The 23978-nt window shown below is 68.6% G+C and carries 19 protein-coding genes; 8 read left to right on the top strand and 11 right to left on the bottom strand.

Annotation, left to right across the window (positions count from 1 at the left end; all coding sequences use genetic code 11):
- Positions 1-85 precede the first annotated feature (85 nt).
- Positions 86-268 (bottom strand): hypothetical protein, encoded by a 183-nt coding sequence (locus ACZ54P_RS24465; RefSeq protein ID WP_037318042.1) that lies wholly within the window; start codon positions 266-268, stop codon positions 86-88.
- A gap of 93 nt (positions 269-361) precedes the next feature.
- Here ACZ54P_RS24465 and ACZ54P_RS24460 point away from each other — a divergent pair, with 93 nt between their 5' ends.
- Positions 362-2605, top strand: coding sequence for a helicase-associated domain-containing protein (locus ACZ54P_RS24460; RefSeq protein WP_465463885.1), 2244 nt, complete (start codon positions 362-364; stop codon positions 2603-2605).
- A 92-nt stretch (positions 2606-2697) separates the two neighbouring features.
- Here ACZ54P_RS24460 and ACZ54P_RS24455 read toward each other — a convergent pair whose 3' ends face one another.
- From ACZ54P_RS24455 to ACZ54P_RS24430, 6 genes are all read right to left on the bottom strand, one after another.
- A complete protein-coding gene (locus tag ACZ54P_RS24455; protein WP_465463884.1) occupies positions 2698-3303 on the bottom strand; it encodes a DUF742 domain-containing protein in 606 nt (201 codons plus the stop codon).
- A gap of 6 nt (positions 3304-3309) precedes the next feature.
- Positions 3310-3732 (bottom strand): roadblock/LC7 domain-containing protein, encoded by a 423-nt coding sequence (locus ACZ54P_RS24450; protein ID WP_465463883.1) that lies wholly within the window; start codon positions 3730-3732, stop codon positions 3310-3312.
- Positions 3733-4158: 426 nt separating this feature from the next.
- Positions 4159-4767 carry a GTP-binding protein gene (locus ACZ54P_RS24445; protein ID WP_061985000.1) on the bottom strand — a complete coding sequence of 203 codons (609 nt, stop codon included), beginning with the start codon at positions 4765-4767 and terminating at the stop codon, positions 4159-4161.
- On the bottom strand, positions 4748-5527 hold the full coding sequence (locus ACZ54P_RS24440) for a DUF742 domain-containing protein (protein WP_465463882.1): 780 nt from the start codon (positions 5525-5527) through the stop codon (positions 4748-4750). The genes ACZ54P_RS24445 and ACZ54P_RS24440 overlap by 20 nt, the downstream gene beginning before the upstream one ends.
- A gap of 25 nt (positions 5528-5552) precedes the next feature.
- Entirely contained in the window at positions 5553-6011 is a 459-nt protein-coding gene (locus tag ACZ54P_RS24435) for a roadblock/LC7 domain-containing protein (RefSeq protein WP_085939650.1), read from the bottom strand.
- 20 nt (positions 6012-6031) lie between these two features.
- Positions 6032-9148, bottom strand: coding sequence for a sensor histidine kinase (locus tag ACZ54P_RS24430; RefSeq protein WP_465464060.1), 3117 nt, complete (start codon positions 9146-9148; stop codon positions 6032-6034).
- A 723-nt stretch (positions 9149-9871) separates the two neighbouring features.
- Here ACZ54P_RS24430 and ACZ54P_RS24425 point away from each other — a divergent pair.
- The 5 genes from ACZ54P_RS24425 (at position 9872) to ACZ54P_RS24405 (ending at position 14586) form a co-directional block, all read left to right on the top strand.
- A complete protein-coding gene (locus ACZ54P_RS24425; protein ID WP_465463881.1) occupies positions 9872-10828 on the top strand; it encodes an ABC transporter substrate-binding protein in 957 nt (318 codons plus the stop codon).
- Between the two features lie 307 nt (positions 10829-11135).
- Complete coding sequence (locus tag ACZ54P_RS24420; protein ID WP_465464059.1) at positions 11136-12080, top strand: ABC transporter substrate-binding protein; 945 nt, start codon at positions 11136-11138, stop codon at positions 12078-12080.
- Positions 12081-12088: 8 nt separating this feature from the next.
- Positions 12089-12859: an ABC transporter permease gene (locus ACZ54P_RS24415; protein ID WP_465463880.1), complete on the top strand. Its 771-nt coding sequence runs from the start codon at positions 12089-12091 to the stop codon at positions 12857-12859.
- Complete coding sequence (locus ACZ54P_RS24410) at positions 12856-13689, top strand: ABC transporter permease (protein ID WP_465463879.1); 834 nt, start codon at positions 12856-12858, stop codon at positions 13687-13689. The genes ACZ54P_RS24415 and ACZ54P_RS24410 overlap by 4 nt, the downstream gene beginning before the upstream one ends.
- Positions 13690-13710: 21 nt before the next feature.
- Positions 13711-14586 carry an ABC transporter ATP-binding protein gene (locus ACZ54P_RS24405; RefSeq protein WP_465463878.1) on the top strand — a complete coding sequence of 292 codons (876 nt, stop codon included), beginning with the start codon at positions 13711-13713 and terminating at the stop codon, positions 14584-14586.
- A gap of 271 nt (positions 14587-14857) precedes the next feature.
- On the opposite strand, the gene mdlC is transcribed toward ACZ54P_RS24405, so the two are convergent.
- From mdlC to ACZ54P_RS24390, 3 genes are all read right to left on the bottom strand, one after another.
- Positions 14858-16441 (bottom strand): benzoylformate decarboxylase, encoded by a 1584-nt coding sequence (gene mdlC / locus ACZ54P_RS24400; protein WP_465463877.1) that lies wholly within the window; start codon positions 16439-16441, stop codon positions 14858-14860.
- 90 nt (positions 16442-16531) lie between these two features.
- Positions 16532-17209, bottom strand: a complete 678-nt coding sequence (locus ACZ54P_RS24395; RefSeq protein WP_465463876.1) for a copper homeostasis protein CutC — start codon at positions 17207-17209, stop codon at positions 16532-16534.
- Positions 17210-17225: 16 nt separating this feature from the next.
- A complete protein-coding gene (locus ACZ54P_RS24390; protein ID WP_465463875.1) occupies positions 17226-19922 on the bottom strand; it encodes a sensor histidine kinase in 2697 nt (898 codons plus the stop codon).
- 191 nt (positions 19923-20113) lie between these two features.
- Here ACZ54P_RS24390 and ACZ54P_RS24385 point away from each other — a divergent pair, with 191 nt between their 5' ends.
- On the top strand, positions 20114-21070 hold the full coding sequence (locus tag ACZ54P_RS24385) for an ABC transporter substrate-binding protein (RefSeq protein ID WP_465463874.1): 957 nt from the start codon (positions 20114-20116) through the stop codon (positions 21068-21070).
- 348 nt (positions 21071-21418) lie between these two features.
- Here the strand turns inward: ACZ54P_RS24385 and ACZ54P_RS24380 are convergent, their stop codons facing one another.
- Complete coding sequence (locus ACZ54P_RS24380; RefSeq protein WP_465463873.1) at positions 21419-22057, bottom strand: LppU/SCO3897 family protein; 639 nt, start codon at positions 22055-22057, stop codon at positions 21419-21421.
- Positions 22058-22143: 86 nt separating this feature from the next.
- Here ACZ54P_RS24380 and ACZ54P_RS24375 point away from each other — a divergent pair, with 86 nt between their 5' ends.
- Positions 22144-23790, top strand: coding sequence for a DNA repair helicase XPB (locus ACZ54P_RS24375; RefSeq protein WP_465464058.1), 1647 nt, complete (start codon positions 22144-22146; stop codon positions 23788-23790).
- The last annotated feature ends 188 nt before the right edge of the window (positions 23791-23978 follow it).

The following is a 23978-nucleotide window of genomic DNA, read 5'->3' as shown; positions in this document are numbered from 1 at the left end:
ACGGAAACCCGCTGCAGGGGCGCGAGCCGCACTCGACCTCATGCCATGCGGAAAGGGCGCCCTCACGGGACCGGCCAGTAACTTCCTACTTGTTGATCTCGGTCTCCGGGTGCACGTAAGGCACGCTTTCGAGCGGGAAGGTCACGTCACCGAACGGGGACAGCGCACCCTGCCGGTCCGAAGCCAGCTCGGTGACAGGGTGCTCCCCGTCTTCACCGGGCCACGTCGGGTCGATCCCCGCGCGCTTCTTGTTCTCGCCCTTCGCCACAACGTCCTCCCGAGCATGGTCAAGCCGTTCTCGACGCACAGTCTGCCCGAACGCGGCTGCCGGTCCACCACCCGCCCGGTATCCTGGTCTTCTATGCCTGCGCCCTCCCTGGCGGACTGGCTGCGCCAGGAGTCCGACGACGCACTCGCCGCACTGCTGCGCACGCGTCGCGACCTGTCCACGCCACCACCGTCCGACACCATCGTGCTCGCCACCCGGGCCGGCACGCCGGGCTCCGTCGCGCGCGCCTGCGAAGACCTCGACACCTTCACCCTCGCCGTGCTCGACGCCCTGCTGCTGGCCGGAGCGGACACCGATCCGGCCACCTCCGCCGAGGTCGCCCGGCTCGTGGGCACCGAGATCGGTGCGGCGCTGACCCTGCTGCGCACCCGGGCGCTCGTCTGGGGCGAGGACGACGGGCTGCGTGTTCCGCCGTCGGCCCGCGACGCGCTCGGGCCGTTCCCCGCCGGGCTGGGCGCGTCGTCGCCCACGCTCGCCGGAACGGACATCGAGGCCGCGCTGGCGGAGATCGGCGAGGATGAGCGCGCCCTGCTGACGACGCTGGCCGCCGGGCCGCCGATCGGCCGCACCCGTGACGCGTCGGCCGACGTCCCGCTGGAGCGTGCGCAGAATCCGGTCCAGCGATTGCTCGCTCGCGGGCTGCTGCTGCGCCGGGACGACCAGACCGTCGAGCTGCCGCGCGAGCTCGGGATCGCCTTGCGCGGCGGCTCGGTGTTCGACCCGGCGTCGCTGCGCGAACCGGAACTCCCCGTGCATCCGCACAATCGGTCCACAGTGGACGAGGCGGCGGCAGGCGAGGCGATGGAGTTCTTGCGCCAGACCGAAAACCTGCTTCGCGCGTGGTCGTCGACGCCGCCGCCGGTACTGAAGTCCGGCGGCCTCGGCGTCCGGGAGATCAAGAAGCTCGCCAAGGATCTCGACGTCGACGAGACCCGGGTGACCCTGCTGGCGGAGATCGCGGTCGGGGCCGGACTGGTCGCCGACAGCGAAGCGACCTCACCGGAATGGGTTCCGACGACGCTCACGGACACGTGGCTCGCGTCGCCGACGGCGCAGCGCTGGATGACGCTCGCGCAAGCCTGGCTCGAACTGCCCCGGCTGCCCGGGCTCGCCGGTGGGAGGGACGCGAAGGACAAGCCGATCGCGCCGCTGTCGGAAGACCTGCGACGGCCGCTGGCGCCGGTCTCGCGGCGACGGATCCTCCTCGCCCTGGCCGCGCTGCCCGAGGGCTCCGGGGTGAAAAGCACCGACGAACTGGTCGCCGCGCTCGCCTGGCGCGCGCCGCGGCGGGGCGGGCGGCTGCGGGACGAGACCGTCCGCTGGACGATGGCCGAAGGGGCCACCCTCGGCCTGATCGGCCTCGGCGGGCTCACGACGGCGACGCGGGCTCTGCTGGCCGAGGACCGGCCCGGCGCGGTCGAGGCGATGCTCGACGCGCTCCCGCGACCGGTGGACCACGTCCTGGTCCAGGCCGACTTGACCGTCGTCGCGCCGGGACCGCTGGAAGCCGAACTCGCGGGCGAGATGACCGCCGTGGCCGACATCGAATCGGCCGGGCACGCGACCGTCTACCGGATCACCGAGACCTCCGTGCGGCGCGCGCTCGACACCGGGCGGACCGCGGGCGAGCTGCACCAGTTGTTCGCGTCGCGGTCGGCGACGCCGGTTCCGCAGTCGCTGAGCTACCTGATCGACGACGTCGCCCGGCGGCACGGGCGACTGCGCGGTGGTGCCGCCGAGTCGTTCCTGCGCTGTGACGACGCTTCGCTGCTCGCGGAGGTCATGGGCAGCCCGGTCGCGGCGGAGTACGGCCTGCGCATGATCGCGCCGACGGTGCTCATCAGTGCGTACCCGCTCGCCGAGGTACTCGACGCTCTTCGGGCCGCCGGGTTCGCTCCGGCCGCCGAAGGGCCGGATGGGCGCGTCATGGACATCAGGCCGTCTGGACGTCGACTGCCCGCGAAGGCGCGCGCCGCGCGTCGTGCCCCTGGGGAGCAGGCTGGACTGACCGACGATCAGGTCGGCAAGATCGTCGCGCACGTCCGGGCCGGTGACGCCGCTTCGGCGCGTCGTCGCGGCGAGACGGTACGCGCGCCGCAGGGCGGCGGCGCCGGGGACACGTCCGCGACGCTGGCGCTGCTGTCCCAGGCGACCATGGAGCGTCGTGAGGTGTGGATCGGGTTCGTCGACTCACGCGGGACGTCGAGCCAGCGCGTGGTGCGGCCGATGCGTGTCGGCGGCGGAGTCCTCGAAGGGACCGACAACGAACGCTACCCCTTGCACCGGATCACGTCGGCCGCCCTCGTCGAAGACTGACCCCCGCCCTCATACCTACGCATTTAGTCCTCTGAATGCGGTCGTTGCACGCGCAAGGACCGCATTCAGAGGACGAAATGCGGGAAGAGGGGTTAAAGGGCGCGAAGGCCTTGAAGGACGCGTTCCATGAAAGCGCGCGAAGACGAGTCCCCGAGGATCAGCTCGGTCTGGTGGATCAGCACCAGCCCCGCGTCCGCCATGTCGCCGACGAGCACCTTCACCACGCCCAGCGGCAGCCGCAGATGTGCGGCGATCTCCGCGATCGAACGGGTGTCCAGGCAGATGTCGCAGATCTGCCGGTGCTCGGGGGTCCGCACGCCGCGATACCGCCGTCCGTCGTCACTGGTCGAGACCAGCGCCTCCAGCGCGAGGTCGTGCGCGGTGCGGGTGCGCCCGCCGGTGCGCGTGTAGGGCCGGACACGAGAGCCAGAGGACGGCAGATAGACCGAAGCGGGCGCGCTGCCCGCATGGCCTTGACCGCTGCCACCCGTCGAAGCGGGACGCGGCGGCGGCGACTGGCGGATCGGCGAAGGGACCGTGGAGACCGGTTCCGGCGGCGCGGGCGGACGCCGCGGCATGACCGTGCTGATCGAGCTCAGCTCGAACCGGCTCGGGGAGTCGAAGGCCTCGCGCTCGGTGCCTTGGTAAAGGGAGTCCCAGCCGGACGGTTCCGGCTCGGTGAATCCGGTGATCTTCATCGGCGGCTACCCACGGACGCCGCCCTGCAGCTGCGCCCGCAGCTCGGGGGTGATCTGCTGGCCGACCCGCTCGACGAGCAGGGTCATCTCGTAGGCCACGGTGCCGATGTCGCAGGTCGGCGCGGCCAGTACGGCGAGCGATGATCCGTCGGCGACCGACATGAGGAAGAGGTATCCGCGTTCCATCTCGACGACGGTCTGGTTGACCCCACCCGCCTCGAAGCAGCGCGCCGCGCCGGCGGTGAGGCTGATCAGTCCGGAGGCGACCGCGGACAGCTGTTCGGCCCGCTCCTGCGGCAGCCCTTCCGACGGCGCGAGGAGAAGACCGTCCGCGGAGACCAGCACGGCGTGCGCGGCACCGGGAACCCGGCGCGCGAAATCCGTGATGAGCCAGCCGAACGAGCTCTGCTGCTGCCCGGATGCCGTCACAAGTCCCTCCTCGCTGCGTCAAGACCACCTGGGCGGCGTGGTCCGGACGTCTCTCGCTGACCAGCACCGACAAGTCGAAAGACGCCTCCACCCAGCGTATTCGTCCCGTCGATCGTGTCGAGCCCGCCACCCGGCCGCAGGGGTTCACCGAACGTAGGCGTCCGGAAGCTCACCGCGTCGACTCATCGCGAACCACGCATTCGTGGGTCACCCCGTGGTGGCGTCGCGCGACCGGGCGTGAATCGATGTCCACGCAGGTCAGCGATGTCCAAATCACCCGCCCGGGTGATGCCGCCACCGGATCGGGCGGAGGGATCGCCCCGGGTCCGATCCGGCGGGTGGCGCCGATCCCCGAAGCGGGTGAAGCCTGCGGAGTTCACTCCAACGGCCGCATCCGCTCCGGGCTTTCGTCTGTTTTGGTCCTGCCTATCCGGCGCGCAACGCCGAATCGTAAGCGATGGCGTGTTGCACGACCGAGATCAACACCTGCTTGGCGGACTCACGCTCCCGAGCGTCACAGGCCATGATCGGCACGGACGGCGAGATCGTCAGCGCGTGCCGGACGTCCTCGATCTGGTGGTGCAGCAGCCGGTCGAAGCAGTTGATCGCCACGACGTACGGCAGCTTCCGGTTCTCGAAGAAGTCGATCGACGGGAACGCGTCGGCAAGCCTCCGCGTGTCGACCAGCACGACGGCGCCGATGGCACCGACCGCCAGGTCGTCCCACATGAACCAGAACCGGTGCTGGCCCGGCGTACCGAACACGTAAAGCACCAGATCCGAGTCCAGCGAAATCCGGCCGAAGTCCATGGCCACGGTCGTCGTCGACTTGTTCGGGGTGGCCGAATTGTCGTCGACGCCGGTACTGGCCTCGGTCATCATGGCCTCGGTGGTCAGCGGATCGATCTCCGAAACCGCCCCGACCAGCGTGGTCTTCCCCGATCCGAATCCGCCAGCGACCACGATCTTGGCCGACGAAGTCGGCCCGGCCACCTGCGGCGCATTCGCGTCGGAGTCAAATTCTCCGAAGCCCACTGAGCACCCTCTCCATGAACTCGATACTGGGCCGGTCACCCACGTTCTGGCTGGCGCTGTGCACCAGGACCAGGCCGAGACCGGCCACGTCTCCGATCAGCACCCGGACCACGCCGAGCGGCAGGCGCAACAGCGCCGCGACTTCGGCGACGGACCGGGTGTCCAGGCAAAGGTCGCAGATCGACCGGTGTTCGGGTACGCGCACCCGGTCGAGCACGCGTCCCTGTTCACTGGTCGAGATCAACGCCTCGATGGCAAGGTCGTACGTCGGCTTGGTCCGTCCCCGCGTGCGGAAGTACGGCCGGACCAGGCCGGAGGATTCGACGTCGGTGGTGTACGGCTCGTCGACGTACTCGTTCTGCGCCTGCTGCGGCAAGGCCGCGGCAAGCGGGTCGGCGGCCGCCGACCGGCGCTCCTCCTCCTTGTCGAAGGAGAACTTGGCGAACTCGCCCGAGTCGTACAGCGGACCGCTGCCACCACCGAACAGTTCGGCCCCGGGACCGCCAAGCAGGCGTTCCCGGTAGTCCGTGACACTGAAATCGGCGGGTCCCGTTCCCGCGTTCGAATCGGTCAGCCAGCGGGAGGCCTCCTCCGGGGACACGGGGTCCTCGTCGGACCCCTGTGCCCGCCGCGATCGCCATTCGCGATCGACCCGGTCCCGGAAGGACGTCCAGTCCTCCCGGCCGTCGTCTCGTTCCGACCACCCGCCGGAGAAGTCGTCACCGAGCCGGCCATCGCCCCTCAAGCGCCCGTCGTCCACGGCATTCTCCTCGGTTCCCGGTCGCTCAGCGGCGGACCGACGCGCCCTGCAGCTGCGCGCGCATCTCCGGTGTCAGCTGTTGCCCCACCCGTTCCACCAGCAGGGTCATCTCGTAGACGACCAGGCCGATGTCACTCTCCGGCGATCCGAGGACCGCCAGACAGGAACCGTCGGACACCGACATCAGGAAGAGGAAGCCGTTGGCCATCTCGACCACCGTCTGCGCGACCGTGCCGCCTTCGAACACCTTGGCCGCGCCACGCGCGAGGCTGGTGAGCCCCGACGCGACAGCGGCGAGTTGATCGGCCCTGTCCTTGGGAAGTCCCTTCGAAGAAGCCAGCAGCAAACCGTCCGCCGACACCACCACGGCATGCGCCGCGCCCGGGACCCGGTGCACGAAATCCGTGATCAGCCAGGCAAAGCTGCTCGTGTGTCCTTTACCCTGCGCCTGGCCGCCAGGCTGCGCCGGTCCCCCCGGCTGCATCGCACCCGCCCGTGTCACTTTCACTCCTTACTGCTGTCATCGGCAGGGGAACCCGCACCCCTGCCAGTCACCGGAACGCCGTTGTCATCCAGCGCATCGAGCGGGCGTTCCTTCAACGCGTGCCGTCCCGACTTGTAGCCCTGTTGGAAGCTTGCCATCCGGCTCCTCGCCGCCGTCGCCGAGCGGGCGATAGCGCCCGTCCCCGGCATTCCGGAGGTCTTGTCGGCGAACGAGTCTTCCTTCTTCGGCTCGTCCCCGCCGATCGAGCCGGGGACGAGGTACTGATTCGGCACCCGCTTGGGCAAGCCCGCCGGGGTGATCTCCTCGTTCCGGTCTTCGTACAGGACCTGCGCCGCCTGCCAGCCGTCGTCGGACGCGCTCCGCCAGCCATTGTCCTGGAGCACCGTCTCCGGCGGAACACTCTGCGGGGTCCGAGTGGGCAATGCCTCTCCGGCGGTCTCCGCGGCGGGCTCGGCGGCCTCGTCGGTGCTGTGGCGGCCCTGCTCGGGCACGTCCGACTCGGCGGTCTCGGTGCCTTCGGCGTAGGACGAGCCCGCGGGCTCACCGGCTTCGTCGCCTTCGCTGAACCAGCGCGAGAGCACCGACTGGTAGATCGGGAGCCGCCTGGTGGGGACGTCGTCGTCCAGCGCCGACTTACCCGAGTCCTGAGACTCCTCGGGCTGCCGCGGCGACTCGACCGGGTTCACCGGCACGTACCTCGGCTCCCGCTTCGGCAGCACGAGCGACGCGAACTGGGTCTCCGTACCGCTGGAGGCCCCGTCGCCGTTCGCCGGCGAAATGTCCTCGGCCGTCGGCCACGCCGGAGCCTCCTCGGCGGGGATCGCCGGGCTGAGGAACGGTCCGGCCGCGTTCTTGCCCGCGACCAGGTCGTCGAGGCTGATCGGCTGGTCGAGCGGGACGAGCCCGCCCTGCTGCGCGACCGGCTGGTGGGACGGCGGCTTCGACGGCGGAGGCGGAGTCATCTCCAGACCGCGGTCGGACGCCGGGATGCTGGGCAGCGAGGTCGACATCTCGGACATCGACGGCATCGACGTTTCCGAGCGGTTCGACGGCGGCGGGGTGTTCCGCGAGGAGCCGGGCCGCATCTGCGTGAGCAGCTCGGCTGGCACGACGACCCGCGCGATCACGCCGCCTTCGATGTCCTCGTTCTCCCGGAGCCGGACCTCGATGCCGTGGCGGCGCGCCAGGCGCGCGACCACGTACAGGCCCATCCGCCTGGTCACCGAGACGTCCAGGTCCGGCGGGTCCGCCAGGCGCTGGTTGACCTCGGCGAGCCGCTCCTCGGTCATGCCGACACCGTGGTCGGTGACCTGGATGGCGAGCGCCTTCTTGCGGGTGATCACCGCGCGGACGGTCACCTTCGTCTCCGGCTCGGAGAAGTAGGTGGCGTTGTCCAGCAGTTCCGCGAGCACGTGCACGAGGTCGTGGATCGTGAGGCCCTGGACGGCGACGTCGGGGACGATGCCGATCTCGATCCGGGCGTACTGCTCGATCTCCGAAACCGCGGCGCCGATGACGTCGGCGGCGGGCACCGGCTTGGGCACCGACTTCGCGAGACCGGCGCCCGAGAGCACCAGGAGGCTTTCACCGTTGCGGCGCAGCCGCGTGGCGAGGTGGTCGAGCTCGAACAGGCTGGCCAAGTGGTCCGGGTCCTGCTCGTCGGCTTCGAGCCGGTCGATCACGCCGAGCTGGCGTTCCACCAGGCGCTGCGACCGGCGGGACAGGTTCACGAAGATGCCGTTGACGTTCTCGCGCAGGAGGGCCTGCTCGGCGGCCATCTTGACGGCCTGCGCGTGGACGACGTCGAACGAACGCGCCACTTCACCGATCTCGTCACGCGAAGTGACCGGCACCGGTTCGACCGACCGCTTCGAGGCATTGACCGGATCCGGGTCGTCCAGGATCGCTTGCACGGTTTCCGGCAACCGTGTGTAGGCGACGTCGAGCGCGGTCTTCCGCAGGATCCGCAGCGGGCGCAGCATCAGGCGGGCGATGACGAGCATCAGAGCGAGCGCCGCGAGCAGGGCCAGCAGCACGATCGCGCCGCCGACCCAGGCGGAGGTGATCGCCGAGGAGGCCAGGTCGTCGGCCTGCGCCCGCAGCTGGCCGAGCAGATTGGTCTCGACCGCGCGCAGCTTGTCCAGCGCGACGCGGCTGTCGTTGCCGAGCGCGACGTTGTCGATGGCAGGCGGCTCGTTCTGCTGGTGCAGCGAGAACGCCATCGTGGTGATCCGCCGGCGGTCGTCGACCTCGGGACCGGAGAAGGTGTCCGAATAGAGCTGCCGCTGTTCGGGGCTGGCGTTCGCGAGGAAGGCCGCGGTCGAGGCGTCGCCACTGGCCACCGCCGACCGGGCCTGGTCGAACAGGTCGCCGGGGAACGAGGAGCGGAAGGAGGCGATCAGCAGTGCCGCGTCACCGCGGGCGATGTACTCCTTGCTCTCACTGATGGCCTGCACCGTGGTGCCGAGCCGGAGCACGTCGCGGTTGGCCACCGCGGTCGTCACCTCACGGCCGAGCTGGACCAGCGAGTCGAGGATGCCGGAGTAGGCGATGAGGACCGGGGTGTCGCCCAGCTGCGAGGTGTTCATCGCGCCGCGCAGCGGGCGCAGGGCGTCGAGCCGCTGCAGACCACGCGAGTAGCGGTCCCTCGTGTCCTGATCGTCCGGGTTGATTTGGTTCGCCGAAGCACGGAGGTCGTCGACCGCGCGGTCGACCTTGGCGATCTGCGCCTCGAAACCGTTCTGACGGGATGGGTCGTTGGAGGCCTTCAGTGCGACGGCCAGCGCGCGCTCGCTCTGCAGCTCGTGCACCACGAGCGTGATCTTGTCGGCGAACGCGACCTGATCGGCCGTGTCCTGGAACCGCGTGGCCTCACCGCTGTCGTCGATCACGCGCAGCGTGCCGAGCGCGAGCGCGGTCAGCGTCGGAATGATCAGGACGGCCGCGAGCTTGGATCGCAGACGCCAGTTACGCAGGCCCAGGAACGACCCGACCTTCCCGCCAGGACCGTCTCCGGTATCCCGCGCAGGGGCCCCTCCCACCCCCGCGGTGTCTTCGTTCGGCACCGCCGCACCACCATCATCTTCATCCGGGCCGGGAAAGCCCATTTTGGACATGCCGTTCTCGAACTGGCTGTTCTGCTGTCTGCGTCGGTTGTCGGAGACCATTACCCGCACACTCCCGCCGCCTGGCAGGGATGTCCGTGACGCGAGTGCTCACTCCTCCGAATGAGGGAGTCGTCTTTGACGCAGTCTGTCAGGTGCACTTGGCCGAAATCCCGCCTGGCGTCATTGGTCTATTCGGCCTAACCCGCCAGTGCGCGGACACGCACCAGTGAAGCACGGACGTGTTCACCTTGTTCGACACAGAGTGCCTTGCACCTCGAAAAAGGTCCAGAGCGTTCGGCCATCCAAGGCACTCTCTTTCACTACATCAGTGGTCCACACCTCACTACCGGTGCATGAGGGTAGCGAACGGGCGGCCCAGATGTAACCCTTCGGTCAAGACGCGCAAGAAGGCACCGGACGGGTCTTGACCGGTAGGCGCTCAGTTGTCAACAAGTCCCCGGCATGAACACGCCCAGTTGTGTTCACTTTTGACAAACAACCTGTTCGGGTGATGGTTACCACTGGGGATCATAGGATGACCACCCATTGTGAGCACGTTGTCGGTTCTCTACAGTGGGCGCGTGACTCGACAAAGAGTCACTTCCGAATTCCACATCAGGCCACGTCGTCACGTGTCCCTCCCTTGATCAGGAGCACCACTTGCTTGGCTCTGCAAGCTCGAAGAAAGCCTTGAGCGTCAGCCGGAGTAGGCGTGGAGCCCTCGCCTTCGCGATGGCGGCCGTCGTTTCGGTATCGATCAGCGGCTGCGGCCTGCTCGGCGGAGACGATTCGTCCTCTTCCGGCGGCTCGGGAAACCTCGAGAAGTCGAAGATCAAGGTCGCCGTGATGTCGACCATCGACCTGGCCCCGCTGCGCCTCGCCCAGGACGGCGGCTACTTCAAGAACGAGGGCCTGGACGTCGAGGCCATCGAAGCGGCGACCGGACAGGTCTCGCTGACCAAGCTGATCGGCGGCGAGGTCGACATCGCGTACGCGAGCTACACGCCGTTCTTCATCGCGGCGAGCAAGGGCACCGCGGACATCAAGCTGGTCGCGGACGCCTCCTCCGCGGGCCCGAAGAGCACGATGCTGGTCACCCTGCCGACGTCGTCGGTGAAGAGCGTCAGCGACCTGGCGGGCAAGAAGATCGGCATCACCGCGCCGAACACCGTGTCCGACACACTGTCCAAATCGGTCATGAAGGACCACGGCGTCGACGCCAGCAAGGTGCAGTGGGTGCCGATCCCGCTGCCGAACATCGGCACCGCGCTCAAGAACGGCGACATCGACGCCGGCTTCCTGACCGAGCCGTTCATCACCCAGACCGCGAAGCAGGCGGGCACCGTCCCGGTCGTGGACACCGCCACCGGCGCCACCCAGGACTTCCCCACCGCGGGCTACGGCTCACTCGGCAAGTTCGCCTCGGAGAACCCGAAGACCGTGGCCGCCTTCCAGCGCGCCATGCAGAAGGCCACCCGCGACGCGGCTGACCGCTCCAAGATCGAGCCGCTGCTGGTCAAGTACGCCAAGATCGACCAGGACACCGCCTCGCTGACCACGCTGCTGACCTTCCAGTCCACCCTGGACCCCCGCCGTATCCAGCGGGTCCCGGACCTGCTGCTGCAGATGGGTGCCATCCAGACCAAGATCGACGTCGGACCGATGATCGCGCCGCAGACCACCAGTTGATGACACGCGGTTACCTCGAATTGTCGCTCCACCCGGAATTCGATCACTAAAAGTAGCGATGTCCAAGCGGGTGATCCGGCAATAGGGCGAATGGCCTAAAATGATCACCCGCTCACGACACCCATTGTGAGCGGGTGGGCAAATCTCTAAGGTGACCGCGTGCCTGGCGAAATAAAGCCAAGACACGGATGAAAACCCCAAACGGTGATTCATTGTTTCCGAGGAGCTGGCTTTGTTTCGAAACGCCATGAGCAGAAGTGGTGCACGCGGAGGACGGGGCGCCATCGGTGTCGCCCTGAGCGCGCTCATGCTGGCCACGTTGGGCGCCTGCGGTGCCCTCGGAGGCGATGACTCGTCCAAAGCGTCCGGTGGGGACGGCGCACTGGAGAAGCCGAAGATCAAGGTGGCCCTGCTGCCGGTCGTCGACCTCGCCCCGCTGCGGCTGGCGCAGGAAGGCGGCTACTTCAAGGCCGAGGGCCTCGAGGTCGAAGCCGTCGACGCCCCCAGCGGCCAGGCCTCGATGACCAAGATGATCGGTGGCGAGGTCGACATCGCCTTCTCCACCTACATGCCGTTCTTCGTCGCGAAGAGCAAGGGCGCGGCCGACATCCGGCTCGTCGCCGACTCCGTGTCGGCCAGCCCGAAGAGCAACGCGGTGGTCACCGTGCCGACGTCGCCGGTCAAGACGATCAACGACCTGGCCGGCAAGAAGATCGCGATCACCGACAAGAACACCGCCTCCCACCTGCTCACCGTCTCGGTGATGAAGGACCACGGCGTCGACACCAGCAAGGTCCAGTGGGTGCCGATGGCGCTGCCCAACATCGCCGCCGCGCTCATGTCGGGCCAGGTCGACGCGGGTTACCTGCCCGAGCCGTTCCTGACCCAGGCCTCCAAGGTCGCGGGCGCGACCCCGGTCGTCGACATCGCGACCGGTGCCACCCAGGACTTCCCCCTGGCGGGCTTCGGCGCGCTCGGCTCCTTTGTGGACAAGAACCCGAAGACCCTCGCGGCCTTCCAACGCGCGCTGGCCAAGGCCGTGCGTGATTCGGCAGACCGTTCCAAGATCGAACCGCTGATCGTGAAGTACGCCAAGGTCGACGCCGAGACCGCGTCACTGCTCACGCTGCCGACGTTCGGGGCCACCCTGGACCCCCGTCGCCTGCAGCGCGTGCCGGACCTGCTGCTGCAGACCGGTGTGCTGACCGCGAAGCTCGACGCCGCTCCGATGCTCGCCCCTCAAGCTGGATAAAGGTCAAGGTGCCACGACTTCTCCGTGCCCTGGCCGGTCTGGCCGGTTTCTTCCTCATCTGGGAAGTGATCGTCCAGGCCGGCCTGGTCCGTAAAGAGTTCCTCCCCCCGCCGTCCGTCGTCCTCGTGACGATCTTCGACCAGTTCGGCGAGGTGCAGTTCATCCGCGACCTGATCGCCACGTTCCTCGCGTGGGCGATCGCCCTGCTCATCGCGGTCGCCGTCGCCGTACCCGCCGGGCTGTTGCTGGGCAGCGTCCCCGGGCTGCGCACCGCGACCGCGGTGATCATCGAGTTCCTGCGGCCGATCCCCGCCGTCGCGCTGATCCCGCTGGTGCTCCTGCTGATCGGCGGCGGACCCGAAGCGAAGATCACGCTGGCCGTGTACGCCTCGTTGTGGCCGATCATGTTCAACACGATCTACGCGCTCGGCGAGATCGACCCCGTGCTGATGGAAACCGCGAAAGCCTGTGGAACCGGCAAGTTCCGGACGATGACGTCGGTAGCGTTGCCGCACACCGCGCCCTTCGTGTTCACCGGGGTCCGGCTGTCCGCCAACATCGCGCTGATCGCGGTGGTCAGCACCGAGTTCCTGGCAGGCGCCAAACTCGGCATCGGCAACTTCATCATGCAGGCCAGTACCGGCTCGACCAGGTTCGACCTCGTGCTCGCCGGCACCGTGGTGGTCGGCGTACTCGGCTTCCTCATCAACGGCGGGCTGGAAATGATCGGCAGGCGGGTCTTCCGCTGGAGCACGGTCGATCGGGAGGCTGTCTCGTGACGACCCTCACGCTGTCCAGTCGCGTCGGCAGGCGCGTTGGCCGGGGCATCGGCATCCTGCTCCGCAACTGGCTGCTGTTCTTCGCCCTGCTCGGGATCTGGGAGCTGTCGACCCGGCTCGCGGAAAGCCCGTTCTTCCCGCCGCCGTCCGAAATCGTGGCGACCTCGGTGAAGCTGTGGTTCAGCGGTCCGGTGTCCCAGCTGTTCCTGACCGACACCGTGTTCGACAACGTCCTGCCGAGTCTCGGCCGGACGCTCGGCGGCTGGCTGCTCGCGGGCGTCGTCGGCGTCGCGCTGGGTGTCGCGTTAGGACGGTCCAAGACCGGGATGGACTACGTCGGCCCGCTTTTCGCGTTCTTCCGCTCGGTGCCGCCGCCCGCGTTGATCCCGGTGTTCATCGTCCTTTTCGGACTCGGGCCGGGCATGCAGACCGGGTCGATCATCTTCGGCGCGATCTGGCCGGTGCTGCTCAACACCGTGGACGGCGTCCGGTCGGTGGATCAGGTGAAGGTCGACACCGCGAAGTCGTTCCGGACCCCTCGGTCGTACTGGGTGCGCTCGATCGTCCTGCCGGCCGCGGGGCCGAAGATCTTCGCGGGGCTGCGGCTGAGCCTCTCCATTTCCCTGCTGCTGATGGTCATCTCGGAGCTGGTCGGTTCCTACAACGGCATCGGCCGGTCACTGATGGACGCCCAGCAGGCGTTCGACTTCCCGCTCATGTGGTCGTGGCTGGTCCTGCTGGGCCTGCTCGGCTTCGGGTTCAACACGGCCTTCCTCGCGGTGGAGCAGAGAGTGCTTCGCTGGCAGCCCACCCGCAACGGCCGTATCTAGCTCTTTCGAAGGGTCAGCAAGATGTCAACCATGCTCGAAGTCTCCGGGCTGAACCACCGGTACGGCGCGGGAGAAAAGGCGCACGTCGCGGTCAACGACCTGTCGTTCACCGTGGAAACCGGTCAGCTCGCGAGCATCGTGGGCCCGTCGGGCTGCGGCAAGTCGACGCTGCTGCGCTGCATCGCCGGGCTGATCAAGCCGACGTCCGGCCGGGTCAGCCTGCACGGCGACGACGTCTCCGGCGTGCCGGAGGATCTGGCCGTGGTGTTCCAGGACTACAGCCGCTCGCTGTTTCCCTGGCTCTCGGTCGCGAAGAACGTCGAGTTCCCCTTGCGGTGGCGTAACTTGAGCCGCTCGGAGCGCCGCACGCGGGCGCAGGAGGCACTGGAGTCGGTCGGCCTGGCCGGCGTCGGCTCGAAGTTCCCGTGGCAGCTCTCGGGCGGTATGCAGCAGCGCGTGTCGATCGCTCGGGCACTCGCGAGCCGTCCCGCTCTGCTGCTGATGGACGAGCCGTTCGCGTCGGTCGACGCGCAGACGCGGTTCGAACTCGAGGACCTGACCCGGCGCGTGCAGCGCGAGAACGGGAGCACGGTTCTCGTGGTCACGCACGACATCGACGAGAGCGTCTACCTGTCGGACCGGGTGCTGGTGCTGTCGAAGTCGCCCGCCACGATCGTCGCGGACCTGCCGGTCGGTCTGCCCGCGGAACGGAACCAGATCACCACCCGCGAGTCCGCCGAGTTCGTGACGCTGCGCGGTGAGGTGGCGCGGCTGCTGCACGGTGGCGCTCCCGAGGCGGTCACGGCCGCCGCCGACGCCGCCGAGTACGAACTGGCGCAGCAGGACGCCGCCGCCGACTCGGCCGACGTCGATGCCGAGGCCCGTACGAAGAGCTGAAACCCCCGCCAGTCGCTGGTCGCTGGTCCGTGTAGGCCTCCTTCCCTACCTTGAGAGTAGGAAGGAGGCCTTCACGGCGTTCTCGCGTGGTTGACGCGCGAGCCGGTCATGCCCTGAGCGTCCACACGGGACACTGCCGGAGCCGAGGAAACTCGACCTTCACACCTTCGCGAGTACATGATGGCCCCCTTCTTTGCGCTAGGCGCAAGGAAGGGGGCCATCATGTACTTCACGCGAGCGAAGGAGGCCTTCACAGCATGTTCGAGCGCGCTCAGTACAGCTTGCGCGGGTTCGCGTCGATGCGGACGTGCACCAGATGCGGCCGCTCATCCGGCAGCGCGGCTTCCAGCGTCGACTTGAGGTCCTCGGCGCGCTCGACGACCGACGTCCGCAGGCCCAGACTCTGCGCCAGCGCGGGGAAATCGATGCCGCCGAGGTCGACGCCCGGCACCTTCTCCCCGCCCGCCGCCTCGCCGAGGATGCGCACGGCGGCGTACTGCGAGTTGTCGAAGATCACGAACGTGATCGGCAGGTTGTGCTGCGCCGCCGTCCACAGTGCCTGGACGCAGTACATGCTCGATCCGTCACCGAGGATGGCGACGACCTTGCGGTCCGGGCGGGCCAGTGCCGCGCCGACGGCGGCCGGGAGACCGTAGCCCAGGGTGCCGCTGGCGACGGTGAGGAAGCCCGTGTCGGTGGCCGTGATCGGCAGGTGGTCGTGCAGTTCGTTGCGGTGGCTCGGCGTCTCTTCGACGACGAGCGCGTTGTCCGGCAGGACTTCCGCGATCGTGGCGTAGGCGAAGTCCGGCGCGATCGGCGTGACCGCGGCGGGCTTTTCCAACCGGGTACGGGGTTTCGGTGCTTCCCGCGGCGTGGCGCGGTCCAGCAGCGCGCGGATCGCGAGCTTCGGCGTCGCGCGGATCCCGTTGCCCACCGCGGCCCTGGCCAGGATCTGGTCGTCGTCGCTGACCAGGAACAGCGGCGGCAGTGAAACCTCCGACTCGCCCCGGTACACGTGATAGGTGAACGCCGGGGCGCCGATGACGACCACGAGGTCGTGCTCGGTCAGCGCGCTCGCGACCGCTTTCCGTTCCGGCTGCAGGAAACCGAAGAACTGCGGGTGGTTCTCGGGGAAGGAGCAGCGCGCGGCCATCGGCGACGCCCAGACCCCGGCGCCCACCTTCTCGGCCAGTTCGACGACGTCCGGCACAGCGGCGTCGTCGTCGACGCCCGCGCCCACCACGATCGCCGGCCGTTCGGCGGCGTCCAAAGCGGACACCAATTCGTCCAAAGCGGACGGATCGGGCGCGAAGCCGGGGATCCGCGGCCGGGAGATGATCGGCTTCGTGGTCTCGACGTCCCAGTCGTCGACAGGCACCGAGACGAACACCGGACCCATGGGTGCCTGCGTCGCCAGGTGATACGCCCGCGCCAGCGCCGCCGGGACGTCCTCGGCCCTGGCCGGTTCGCAGCTCCACTTGACGTACGGCTTGGGGAAGTTCGTCGCCTCGACGGCACCGAGGAACGGTTCGTCCGGCAGCAGTGACCGGGTCTGCTGACCGGCGACGATGATCAGCGGGGCGTTGTTGCGGTAGGCGGTGAAGACGTGACCCAGCGCGTGGCCGACCCCGCCCGCCGAATGCAGGTTCACCAGCACCGGCCGTCGTGACGCGCGCGCGTATCCGTCGGCCATCGCGACGACGGACGCCTCATGGAGCGCGAGGACGTAGGTGAAGTCGTCCGGCCAATCCGTGAGGAAGGCGATCTCTGTCGTCCCGGGATTGCCGAAGACCGTGGTCAGGCCCAGTTCACGCAACAGTTCCCTGGTCGCGTCACGTACGGTGCGGATAGCCATGCCCCCACGCTAGCCGGTCCGATCCCGTTAGTTGAAGATGCAACCTCAAGTCACCGTATGTGGTCTGGACCTGACCCCCCGGCGTCCGGCCTAGTCCTTGACCAGCGCCGCCCATTCGCGAACAGCCGCCACGTCCACATCGGACTCCCAGCCGCCCGGCCGGACCGCGCTGCCGACGTGGAACTCACGCACCCCGCCCGCCCGCAGCAGATGCACCTGCTGGGCCCGCAAGCCGCCACCGACCAGCAGCCGCGGGCCGTCCGACCGGCGGGCGAGCCGCTGCAGTACCGAAAGGCCGTGCGCGACCCCGTGCGGATGCCCGGCCGCGAGCACCGTGTCGCAGCCGAGCGCGGCCAGCTGGTCGTAGGCGCGCAGCGGATCCCGTGCGCGGTCGATGGCCCGGTGGAACGTCCACGGCAGACCGTCGAGCTCCTTGGCCAGGGTCTCGCAGGCGTCGACGTCGATTTCGCTGTCCATGTCCAGGAAACCGAAGACGAACTCCCGCGCGCCCGCGTCGATCAGCCGTCCGGTGTCCGCGCGCAGCCCGTCGAGGTCACCGGCGGCGAAGGACAGGTTGTCGCGCAGCATGACCCGCACCGGGAGATCGGTGGCGGCGAGTACGTCACGCAGCGTCTCGACCGACGGCGAAAGTCCGTCGCTGGCCATGTCGCTGACCAGTTCGAGGCGATCGGCCCCGCCATCCTGTGCGCGCTCCGCGTCCGCCGCGGTCAGCGCGATCACTTCCAGCAGGCCGGTTTTCGAACTCATGGACCTTCCAATTCGCTTAAGCCGAGGGGTTGTCTTCACCCCGGGCGTGGCGACCGCGCCGGAACCCGCCTTGCAGGCTGGTCATCCGTTCGCGGACCGCTTCAGGGGAAAGTGAGAGTATCGGCCTCTCCCCTCGCGGCTTCTCCGGCCTGTCGTCCCGCGTCCGCGCTTCGGGAACGACGGCGGGCAGCACTGGCCAGGTGTCCTCCGCGCCGTCCTCCTGCTCCAGCTCAGCGGATGTCGGCCAAGCGGGCTCGGGCTCCGGAGCGGGCTCAGGCGCCTTTTCCTTCGGTGTCACCGGTTTCAGCGTCGGCTCGGTCGGCTCGTCCGGATCCTGGGCGGGTTCATCGACGGCGGCGCCCTCCTCAGGCGCCTTCACCGGCTCGAACGAAGGCACGGACGGCGGGCCTGGTTCGGCGGGCGAAGGCCCTTCGCGCGGGCCTCCGTGGTCGAACCACTGCGAAAGCACGCTCTGGTACTTCGGCATCCGCTCGGTCGGCGAGTCCAGTTCGAGGTGGTTGCCCGCGTCGTCGTCGGACGAAGGCCACTCCGGCGCGGTCTCGCGTTCGACGACGGGCGCGCGCCGCGGCGGCCCGGAGTCCAGCACGGGTGCGAACCGTGACTCCTCGGCGCTTTCCTCCGGCTCGGGCAGCGGCGGGACTTCCAGCGGCGGTTCGGGTTCCGGCTCGGGCACCACGGCGGCGGGCGGTGGTTCCGGCATCGGAGCGGGCTGCGGCGCGTCGACGATGAGCCCGGACGGCACGACGACCACCGCGGTGATCCCGCCGCCTTCCGCCGACCGCAGCCGGACGTCGATGCGGTGCCGGACGGCCAGCGTCGCGACCACGAACAGGCCCATCCGCCGCGAAACCTCGACGTCGACGTCCGGCGGATTCGCCAGCCGCGCGTTGGTCCGGTCGATCTCCGCCTGCGGCATCCCGGCGCCGTGGTCGGTGATCTCGATCTGCCATTCACCGCGTTCGGTGATGTGCCCCTCGACCTGCACCATCGTGCTCTGATCCGAGTAGCGGGTCGCGTTCTCCAGCAGCTCGGAGACCACGTGCACGAGGTCGTTGACGGCCTCGCCGCGTACCGCGATCCGGGGTGCCGCACCGAGTTCGATGCGCTGGTAGTGCTCGACCTCCGACAGCGCGGCACCGATGATCTCGTCGGCGACGACCGCGCCGCTGTCCTCGCGGACGACGTCGGTTCCGGAAAGCACCAGCAGGTTCTCGCTGTTGCGCCGCATCCGCGTCGCGAGGTGGTCGAGTTCGAAGAGACCGGCGAGGGTGTCGGGATCCTGTTCGTCGGCCTCCATGCGGTCCAGCACGGAAAGCTGCCGCTCGACGAGATCCTGGCTCCGCTGCGACAGGTTCACGAACATCGCGTTGATGTTCTCCCGCAGCATGGCCTGTTCCCCGGCGAGCCGGACGGCCTCGCCGTGCACCGCGTCGAACGCCCGCGCCACCTGGCCGAGTTCCTCGCGGCTGAACACCGGGACCGGCGCGACGGCCAGTCGTCGCCGCAGGTTCTCCGGCTGCGGCTCGGGATCGCTGAGCAGACCTTCGACGGCGGCCGGCAACTGATGTTCGGCGACCTGGAGCGCGCTGCGGCGCAGGATCCTCAGCGGCCGCAACAGCGAACGCGCGATGATCACCGAGAGCACCCCGGCGACGAGTAGCACCGCGAGCACGATGCCGCCGTCCCAGATCGCGGACGTTCTCGCTTGGGCGGCAAGGGTGTCCGTGCGTTCCTGCAACTGGACGAGCACCGCCTGCTGCACCTGGTGGGCCAGATTGACCGTGTACGTGGCGGCGGTGTCCCACTGGTTCGGGTCCAGCCCGCCGAGCCCCTGGTCGTTCTCGGCGCGGATGAGCGCCGATTCCACCATGCCGTTGCCGATGTCGACGATGAGGCCGATCACCGTGTCGTCGTACATCCGTTGCTGCTCGGGGGTCGCGAAGGTGCGGTAGTCGTTGCGCGCGGCGGCGAGTTCGGCCTCCGCGCCGAGCAGTGCGCGCGTCCGGTCCCGGTTGAGGCTGCCCTGTGCGAGCGCGGCCGCCATGATCGCGCGTTTGACCGACATCTGGTCTTTGATCCGCGCGAGCGCGTTGCCCGCGAGGCGCGACTTCCCGAGGTCCGGATCGGACACGTCGGCGGCGGTGGAATCGCTGATGTCCAGCAGGCCGGAGATCAGCTCACTGTAGGAGCGCAGGACCGCGTCGGCGGGAAAAGCGGAGTGTTCCGCGGAAAACCGCAGTCCGGTGAGCACACGCAGCCGGTCGCTGGTGAGCTGCAGACTGGTCGCGGCCTTGTCGCCGAGCCTGCTCTTGCTCTCGCCGAGCGTGCGATCGAACGTGCCGATGGCGTCGTCGACGCGCTTGCGCTGCTCGGTCAGTTCGGAGACGTCGCCCTTGCGATCGCCCGCGACGAACCGGACGGTGAGGTCACGTTCGCGCTGAAGCTGATGCACCGCTTCGGCGACGGTGCTGTCGACCCGGCCGCGGGTGGCGAATTCGGCCAGCTGCCGGGCATCGCGCAGATCCGAGTTGACCCGGAGCCCGACGAGGGCGACCACCGCGAGCGCGGGGATCAGCAGCACCACGAAGAGTTTGGTACGCAGGTGCCAGTTCCGCAGCCGCCAGCGTCCTCCGACACGGGGATGCCGTTCCGCCGCGTCGCCCCCACGGGGACGCTTGTCGCGACGGGCCACCTGGTTTCCTTTTCCCACCACGGGACCCTTTCCCATGGCTGACATCGGGGACGAGAGCCCGAACCTACTGTAGAGTAACAAGGTTCGAGAACGATCGAAAGCCGCGCAATCCGGCGTCTCCCGCACGCGATCGTATGGGGCCCGGACCATACGATCCAGAAGGAGGAGCACATTCTCTCGGTAGGTGAGCGGTGACGATGATGCGCGTCTTGGCGATTCCGCTGGTAGGGGCTCTGCTGGCGGCTGCCGGTTGCGGAGTGTTTTCCGGTGGTGACCCGAATTCGAACGTCCCGCTCGAACGGACCGAACTGCGTGTCGGCGTCGGAAGCCCCATCGACACGGCGCCGTTGAGGGTCGCCGTCGCCGGCGGGAAATTCACCGCCGCCGGCCTTTCCGTGACCCTCGTCGACACCCCCGCCGACCAGGCGATCACCAAACTTTCCGCGGGCGAGATCGACATCGCGTTCGCCAGCGACGTCTCCATCTTCCGCGCCGCCGCGGCCGGGACGGCACTGCAAGTGCAGGGCGAGGCCTACACCGCGGGCCGCAACACCATGGCGCTCGTCACACTCCCCGGCTCCCAGTACACCGAACCGACGCAAAAGAAGTCACCGAAGATCGCGGTGAACATGCTCGACGACGTCGGCGTGCTCGCCGCCCGCGCGATACTCGGCACCGCGGGGATAGACGTGAACAGGATTCAGTTCAAGCAGCACGCGTTCGACCGGATGCCGCAGGCGTTGCAAAGCGGCGACGTGGACGCCGCGTGGATGGTCGAGCCGTACATCACCAGGGCCGAGAAGGAACTCGGGGCGAGCATCCTCGCCGACGGCGCACGCGGCGCGACGCTGGACTTCCCGATGTCGTCCTACGTCTCGACCGGCACCTTCGGCCAGGGCAACGCCCGCACGCTCGCGGCCTTCCGGAAGGTGCTCGGCGAAGCGCAGGTACGGGCGGCCGACCCGGCCGTCGTCCGCGACGCGCTGCCGACGTTCTCCGACATCGACCGGACCACGGCGTCACTGATCTCACTCGGGTCGTACCCGGTCTCCCTCAACGGCATCCGGCTGCAACGCGTCGCCGACCTGATGCACAACTCCGGGATGATCGGAGCGCGGCTCGACGTCCAGGCGATGGTGCCGCGCTGAACGTCCTGGCGGTCGTGAGTGATTCGGGTCGTTCTAACCCTGAGGCAAGGCAAATATGGCGTGATCGGCTCGGTGCCGTGAAGGTCCCCTTGCTTACCCTGAAGGTAGCGAAGGAGGCCTTCGCTACTGGTTGCAGTCAGCTACTCCCCGCGCCAGCCGCCACGGCAGCGAGCCATGCCCGGCGCGAACCCTCGAAGTACATGATGGCCCCCTTCCTTGCGCTAGGCGCAAGGAAGGGGGCCATCATGTACTGGGGACGCCGCTGAATCCCCCGGTGAGCGTCACGCCATGCTTGCCTTACCCCGTTCTAACCCTCTTTGTCACTCACGACCGGCGAGCGGTCCGGTGCTAGATGTTCTCCCCGGTGGGCCGCAAGCAGATGGTGCGTACGGGCGGCCCGGTGTAGCGCAGCTCGGTGTCCTCCGACTGGCAGACGCCCGACGATCCCATGATCACGGTCGCTCGCACCTCCGCACCGATGTCCGTGCAGCGGACCTTCGCGATCCGCGTCTCGTGCACGACGTCACGCAGGCAGTCCCCGGTCTCGACGTTCAGCGCGAGGCAGAGGGTCTTCTCGGCCTTCTTGCCGGACGAACTCCGGTATAGCTCGAACTGGATGTAGTCCTCGTCGCGGCAATCGGACGAGCCGGTGCGGACATCGTCGATGCGGAAGGTCGCGCGGCTCGACGAACAGCTGGCCGTCGTGTAGCTCTGGGCGCCGCCGGCCTCGTCGGTCAGGTACAGGCATTTGCCCGCCTCCACCGAGGAGTTCCTGCCCACCTGTGAGATCCCCCATGCGGCCAGGCTCCCCAGGCCCAGCGCGGCGACGACGCCCAGCACGATCGAGACCTTGGCCAGGACGCTGATCGGCGGCGGCTTGGGGAACGGCGTCGGCGGCCCCACCTCCGGCATCGAGGGCGCCTGCGGCAGGGCCGGCGCGCTGAACGGGTCGTATTCGGGCGCGCCGCCGGTCGGTGTAGTCGTCAAGGTCCCCTCCCCAGTCACCTGCGGTACATCCTTACACCAGCGGTGCCGCGACGGGAGCCGGTGTGGCCGGAACGTATAAAGGGGAGGTGACCGATGGCCCGCTGATCGTCCAGTCCGACAAGACCGTGCTCCTCGAGGTCGACAACAGCCAGGCCGACGACGCGCGGATCGCCATCGCGCCGTTTGCCGAACTGGAACGCGCGCCCGAGCACGTCCACACCTACCGGATCACGCCGCTGGCGTTGTGGAACGCCCGTGCGGCCGGCCACGACGCCGAGCAGGTCGTCGACGCGCTGACGACGTACTCGCGGTTCCCCGTGCCGCAGCCCCTGCTCATCGACATCGTGGACACGATGGGCCGGTTCGGGCGGCTGCAGATCGCCAACCACCCGGCGCACGGCCTGGTCATGTCGACCATCGACCGCGCGGTGCTGGAGGAGATCCTCCGGCACAAGAAGATCAGCCCGATGCTGGGCGCGCGGATCGACGAGGACACCGTCATCGTGCATCCGTCCGAACGCGGACGGCTCAAGCAGGCGCTGCTGAAGGTCGGCTGGCCCGCGGAGGACCTCGCCGGTTACGTCGACGGTGAGGCCCACCCGATCGAACTCGACGAGGCCGACTGGGAGCTGCGGGACTACCAGCGCAAGGCCGCCGAGGCGTTCTGGGCCGGTGGGTCGGGCGTCGTGGTGCTGCCCTGCGGCGCGGGCAAGACGCTGGTCGGCGCCGCGGCCATGGCGCACGCGAAGGCGACGACGCTGATCCTGGTGACGAACACCGTCGCCGGGCGGCAATGGAAGCGGGAACTGATCGCGCGGACCTCGCTGACCGAGGAGGAGATCGGCGAGTACTCCGGCGAGAAGAAGGAGATCCGGCCGGTCACCATCGCGACGTACCAGGTGGTCACGCGCAAGACCAAGGGCGAGTACCGGCATCTCGACCTGTTCGACTCCCGCGACTGGGGCCTGGTGGTCTACGACGAGGTCCACCTGCTGCCCGCGCCGGTCTTCCGGATGACCGCGGATCTGCAGTCGCGGCGACGGCTCGGGCTGACCGCGACCCTGGTGCGCGAAGACGGACGCGAAGGCGACGTGTTCTCCCTGATCGGCCCGAAGCGGTACGACGTCCCCTGGCGCGACATCGAGGCGCAAGGCTGGATCGCGCCGGCGGAATGCACCGAGGTCCGGGTGACGCTGACCGACGCCGAGAGGCTCGCGTACGCGACGGCCGAGGCCGAAGAGCGGTACAAGCTGGCGGCGACCGCGGACACCAAGACCAAGGTGATCAAGACCCTGGTCGACCGGCATCCAGGCGAGCCGACGCTGGTCATCGGCGCCTACCTCGACCAGCTGGAGATGATCGGCGACGAACTGGACGCGCCGGTGATCCAGGGCGCGACGCGAAACAAGGAGCGCGAGGAGCTGTTCGACGCGTTCCGGCGCGGGGAGATCAAGACACTGGTCGTTTCGAAGGTCGCGAACTTCTCGATCGACTTGCCGGAGGCTTCGGTGGCGATCCAGATCTCCGGCACGTTCGGCTCGCGGCAGGAAGAGGCGCAGCGCCTCGGACGGCTGCTGCGGCCGAAGGGCGACGGACGGCAGGCGCACTTCTACTCGGTCGTCTCGCGGGACACCGTGGACACGGAGTACGCGGCGCACCGACAGCGATTCCTGGCCGAACAGGGCTACGCGTACCGCATCATGGACGCCGACGACCTGCTGCGCCCGATGTAGGAACCTTTACTAGCTTCCCTAGTACATGATGGCCCCCTTCCTTGCGCCAGGCGCAAGGAAGGGGGCCATCATGTACTGAACGAGAGGGCGGCGGCGGCCGTTCGGTACAGGTGGTCGTGAGTGGGGAGTCGGGTTGGGAACCAAAACAACACCCCCAAACACCCCCCCCCACCCCCCCACGGAAGGAC

It is taken from the genome of Amycolatopsis sp. NPDC034160, from assembly GCF_055575355.1.
Note: the sequence above shows the minus strand (reverse complement) of the source record. Positions and strands in the feature narration are given on the sequence as shown.